This is a genomic window from Actinosynnema sp. NPDC059335 (assembly GCF_042752395.1).
Classification (GTDB): Bacteria; Actinomycetota; Actinomycetes; order Mycobacteriales; family Pseudonocardiaceae; genus Actinosynnema.
This window is the reverse complement of sequence record NZ_JBHYXZ010000067.1, coordinates 1-4,856: the sequence shown is the minus strand read 5'-3', so window position 1 is coordinate 4,856 and position 4,856 is coordinate 1. Positions and strand designations below refer to the sequence as shown.

At 70.5% G+C, this 4,856-nt stretch carries 2 protein-coding genes; one reads left to right on the top strand and one right to left on the bottom strand.

Features of this window, described 5'->3' with window-relative positions:
* Positions 1-371: 371 nt before the first annotated feature.
* Positions 372-671, bottom strand: coding sequence for a hypothetical protein (locus ACFXGA_RS21380; RefSeq protein ID WP_378090473.1), 300 nt, complete (start codon positions 669-671; stop codon positions 372-374).
* 249 nt (positions 672-920) lie between these two features.
* On the opposite strand from ACFXGA_RS21380, the gene ACFXGA_RS21375 reads away from it, so the two are divergent.
* Positions 921-4,748: a discoidin domain-containing protein gene (locus ACFXGA_RS21375; protein ID WP_378090471.1), complete on the top strand. Its 3,828-nt coding sequence runs from the start codon at positions 921-923 to the stop codon at positions 4,746-4,748.
* The last annotated feature ends 108 nt before the right edge of the window (positions 4,749-4,856 follow it).

Below are 4,856 nucleotides of genomic sequence, written 5' to 3'. Positions count from 1 at the left end.
TTAATGATACGGCGCCCACAGATATATACACCTCAAATATCTTCGGCCGCGTCAGATTTGTATAAGAGAAAGTTCGCGCTTTCGGTGGCAGCCGAACCCCCCCAGCCGCGACTCGACCACCGCTTCCGCGCCCGGCGGCTCCCCGGCCCGCAAGCGTGGGCGGCCGTTTCGGGTCGCGGTCGCAGCTCGGGGCGCGTGGCGCGGTCCGCGCGCCGGGCGACCGCCGCGATCACGTTGTACCGCCGGCAGAAGCCGCCCTCCGCGCCGGGCCGCCACCGCGTGCTGCCGACACCGGACCTGGTGGTCCACAGGGTGAGGTTCCACATCGCCGGACCGCTGAGGCCGTCGCCGTGCCCTCGAACGCGAAGACCTCACCGAGACCGGGACGAGGTGGTCGGGGGCGGTGCCGCGTCGGGTCCGTGTCGCGCTCGTGCCACGAGAACGGGTCGACGGTCCGCGGGGCCCCACCAGCCGTCGCCCGCGTCGGCGGCGCGCGCCTGGGCCCACCACCCCGCCGGCCCGGCGATCGCCACCACGGCCGTCCCGACGCCCACCCACCACAGCGGTCGCGCCTCGATCGCGGGCAGCCACGGGCGGCTGCCGCCGGTCGCCACGTTGACCGAGACGGACACCAGCGTCGTCGCCGCGGCGGCCACGGCGTACGACGCCACGGCGAGCCCCCACCACCACCGTCGCGCCCGGCTCCTCCGCCGCGCACCCACCCGATCAACCACCCGGACCGGCGCCGGTCGGGCCGATTACGCCGGACGGCGCAAATGGGGGTGGGCGGAAGGCGGTGACCGTTGACTTTCCGGATGTCGCTCTGCAACCCTTCGAACCGCTTACGCAAGAAATCGACAAGTACGCGGAACTTTCTGACAAGACGCCGGAATGCCCTAACGAGAAGGGCCAGCACGACGATGTCAACGACGACTCGCGCCAGCGCACGCCTCGCCGCCTCCCTACTCGCCCTGTCCCTGACCGCGTTCACCCTGAGTCCCCCCGCCGCTCAGGCCGCGCCGTCGGCCGGGGTCCTCGACCTCGGCGAACCGACCCGCATCGACCAGGTGCGCCTGTCCCTCCCGGACGACGACGCCACCTTCTCCGTCCAGACCAGCCTCGACGGCAAGGGGTTCGCCACCCTCGTGCCGTCCGCCCCGCGCACGGGCGAGCAGCAGACGTTCGACTTCGACCCCACACTCGTGCGCTACGTGCGCGTCGACGGCGCGGCGGTCGAGGACATCGACGTCCGCGAAGCCGACGTCGGCGCCAAGCTCGCCGCCACCTACACCGCGAGCAGCCACGTCGATGTCTACCAGGCGTCCAACGTCGGCGACGGCAACCAGGCCACCTACTGGGAGAGCGCGAACAACGCGTTCCCGCAGTGGCTGCGGGCCGACCTGGGCGCGGCCGTCAAGGTCGACCGCGTCGTGCTCAAGCTGCCGACGGCGAACTGGGGCGCGCGCACCCAGACGCTCGCCGTGCAGCACAGCGCCGACGGCCAGAACTTCGCCGACCTCGTCCCGTCCGCCCAGTACGCGTTCAACCCCAGCGCGAACAACACGGTGACCATCCCGTTCACCGCGGCCACCACGCGGTACGTGCGGCTGCTCGTCACCGGCAACACCGGGTGGCCCGCCGGGCAGATCTCCGAGTTCGAGCTGCACGGCCCGACCGGCGGCGACACCCAGGCCCCGACCGCGCCCGGCAACCTCGCCTACACCTCGCCGCAGTCCGGCCAGATCCGGCTGACCTGGTCGGCGTCGACCGACAACACCGGCGTCACCGGCTACGACGTGTACGCCAACGGCGCGCTGCGCACGAGCGTCCCCGGCACGGTGCTCACCTACACCGACTCCCAGCCCGACGGCGTCGCGGTCACCTACCACGTGATCGCCCGGGACGCGGCGGGCAACCAGTCGCCGCCCAGCGCCTCGGTCACCCGGCCCGGCACGCCCGGCAACGGCACGAACCTCGCCAAGGGCAGGCCGATCACCGCCTCCTCGCACACGTTCACGTTCGTCGCGGCCAACGCCAACGACGACGACGTGAACACGTACTGGGAGGGCGCGACCTACCCGAACACGCTGACCACGCAGCTCGGCGCGAACGCCGACCTCAGCTCGGTCGTGCTCAAGCTCAACCCGTCCTCGGCGTGGGGCACCCGCACGCAGAACATCCAGGTGCTCGGCCGGGAGCAGAGCGCCACCGGCTTCACCAGCCTGGTCCCCGCCCGCGACTACGTGTTCAACCCCGCCACCGGCAACACGGTCACCATCCCGCTGAGCGGGCGGGTCGCGGACGTGCAGCTGCGCATCACCGCCAACACCGGCGCGCCCGGCGGCCAGGTGGCCGAGTTCCAGGTGTTCGGCGTGGCCGCGCCCAACCCGGACCTCACCGTGACCGGCACGTCCTTCAGCCCGACGAGCCCGGTCGAGACCGACCCGGTCACGCTGTCGGCCACCGTGCGCAACGCGGGCACGGCGGCATCGGGCGCGACCGACGTGACGTTCTTCCTCGGCGACGACGCCGTGGGCACCGCCCAGGTCGGCGCGCTCGCGGCGGGCGCGTCGGCGACCGTCACCGCCGACATCGGCCCGCGCGGCTCCGGCTCCTACCAGTACACGGCGAAGGTGGACGAGACGAAGAAGGTGGTGGAGCAGAACGAGGCCAACAACTCGCGCCTGCACCCGAGCGCCCTCGTCGTCACGCCCGTGCCCAGCTCCGACCTCGTGGGCGCGCTGAGCTGGTCGCCGAACAACCCGGCCAACGGCCAGAACACCACGTTCACCGTCGTCCTGCGCAACGAGGGCTCCATCGCCACGGCGAGCGGCGCGCACCCCGTCACGCTCACGCTCGTCAACGCGACCACCGGCGCGACCGTGCGCACGTTCACCGGCGGCTTCACCGGGGTCGTCCAGCCGGGCCAGTCCGCCGCGCCGATCACGCTCGGCACGTGGGCCGCCGCGAACGGCAAGTACACGCTCAGGACCGACGTCGCGGTCGACGCCAACGAGATCGCGGCCCGGCGGGCGAACAACGTGACGACCCAGTCGCTGTTCGTGGGCCGGGGCGCTAACGTGCCGTGGGAGCACATCGAGGCGGAGGACGCGGTCACCGCGGGCGGCGCGCAGAAGATCGGGCCCAACCGCACCATCGGCGACCTCGCCGGCGAGGCGTCCGGGCGGCGCGCGGTCACCCTCAACACCACCGGCGCGTCGGTCGAGTTCACCACCAACGGGCCGACCAACACCCTGGTCACCCGCTTCTCCATCCCCGACTCGGCGGGCGGCGGCGGCATCGCGGCCACGCTCAACGTCTACGTCAACGGGACCTTCCACAAGGCGCTCGACCTGCACTCGCGGCACATCTGGCTCTACGGCAACGAGGCGTCGCCGGGCAACTCCCCCGGCGCGGGCGGGCCGCGGCACATCTACGACGAGGCGAACGTGATGCTCAACGACACGTTCCCGGCCGGCACGAAGATCAAGCTGCAGAAGGACCCGGCCAACACCACCAACTACGCCATCGACTTCGTGAACTTCGAGCGCGCGGTGGCACGGCCCAACCCCGACCCCGCCCGGTACGTCACGCCCACCGGGTTCAGCCACCAGGACGTGCAGAACGCGCTCGACCGGTTCCGCATGGACACCAGCGGCAACCTGCTCGGCGTCTACCTGCCGGCCGGCACCTACACCACCTCGCAGAAGTTCCAGGTGTACGGCAAGCCGGTGCGGGTGGTCGGCGCGGGGCCGTGGTTCACCAGGTTCGTCGTGCCGACCACGCAGGAGAACACCGACGCGGGCTTCCGGGCCGAGCAGTCGGTGAACGGCTCGACGTTCAGCGGGTTCGCGTTCTTCGGCAACTACACGTCCCGCATCGACGGGCCGGGCAAGGTGTTCGACTTCGCCAACGTCTCCAACATCACCATCGAGGACATCTGGGCCGAGCACATGGTGTGCCTCTACTGGGGCGCGAACACCGACTTCATGACCATCAAGGACTCCCGGATCCGCAACATGTTCGCCGACGGCATCAACATGACCAACGGCAGCACGGACAACCGGGTGGCCAACATCGAGGCGCGCTCCACCGGTGACGACAGCTTCGCGCTGTTCTCCGCCATCGACGCGGGCGGTGCCGACGAGAAGAACAACGTCTACGAGAACCTGACGTCGCTCACCACGTGGCGCGCGGCGGGGTTGGCCGTCTACGGCGGCTACCTCAACACGTTCCGCAACATCTACATCGCGGACACGCTCACCTACTCCGGCGTCACGATCAGCTCGCTCGACTTCGGCTACCCGATGAACGGCTTCGGCCCGGAACCGACGACGTTCAGCGGCATCACGCTGGTGCGCACCGGCGGCCACTTCTGGGGCGCGCAGACGTTCCCGGGCATCTGGATGTTCTCGGCCTCCAAGCCGTTCCGGGGCATCCGGGTCAACGACGTCGACATCATCGACCCGACGTACTCGGGGATCATGTTCCAGACGAAGTACACCGGGTCGACACCGGAGAACCCCATCCAGGACACCGTCCTGACCAACATCTCCATCTCCGGGGCCCGGCTGAGCGGTGACGAGTTCGAGCACAAGTCGGGCATGGGCCTGTGGGCCAACGAGATGCCCGAGCAGGGCCAGGGCCCGGCGGTCGGCTCGGTCACCTTCAACAACCTGAGGTTCAGCAACAACGTCGAGAACATCCGCAACCGCACCTCGACGTTCACCATCACCATCAACCCCTGACCCACCGCAACGGGGGGGGGGGGGGGCGCCCCCCGCGCCCCGCCCCCCCCCCCCCCCCCCACACACACAACAACCCCCCCCCACCACCACCCACACACACCCCCCCCC

Coding starts and splice junctions, on each gene's coding strand:
- ACFXGA_RS21375 (WP_378090471.1), top strand. CDS start 921: ATGTCAACGACGACTCGCGCCAGCGCACGCCTCGCCGCCTCCCTACTC.